The sequence below is a fragment of the Streptomyces sp. SID3212 genome (assembly GCF_009865405.1).
Lineage (GTDB): Bacteria > Actinomycetota > Actinomycetes > Streptomycetales > Streptomycetaceae > Streptomyces.
Genome location: NZ_WWJY01000203.1, coordinates 1 through 267 on the forward strand (window position 1 = coordinate 1; position 267 = coordinate 267).

Here is a 267-nt window from a genome sequence, read left to right on the forward strand (position 1 = left end):
CGGCCGGGACCGACGGTCCCGCCGCCGACGCCGGGGGCGCCAAGGGGGCCGACGCCGGATGACCGCCCAGGACCGCGAGGTCGAGGGCGTCGAGGAGGCCCTGGCCCTGGTGGCGGGGGACCGGTCGCGCTCGCACCCGTCGCCGCGCGCGCCGCGCCACTCGCCGGACGCGTATGTCCCGTACGACGCGTGCACCCCGCGCGACCAGCCCACCGATCCGACGTCCGGGGACGATCACGGCCAAGGACACGATCACGGCCAGCACGA

At 77.9% G+C, this 267-nt stretch carries 1 protein-coding gene; it reads left to right on the plus strand.

What is annotated here, in order from left to right; translation table 11 throughout:
* Positions 1-58: 58 nt before the first annotated feature.
* The coding region (locus GT042_RS05720; protein ID WP_161307603.1) for a hypothetical protein at positions 59-267 on the plus strand (209 nt) is incomplete at its 3' end.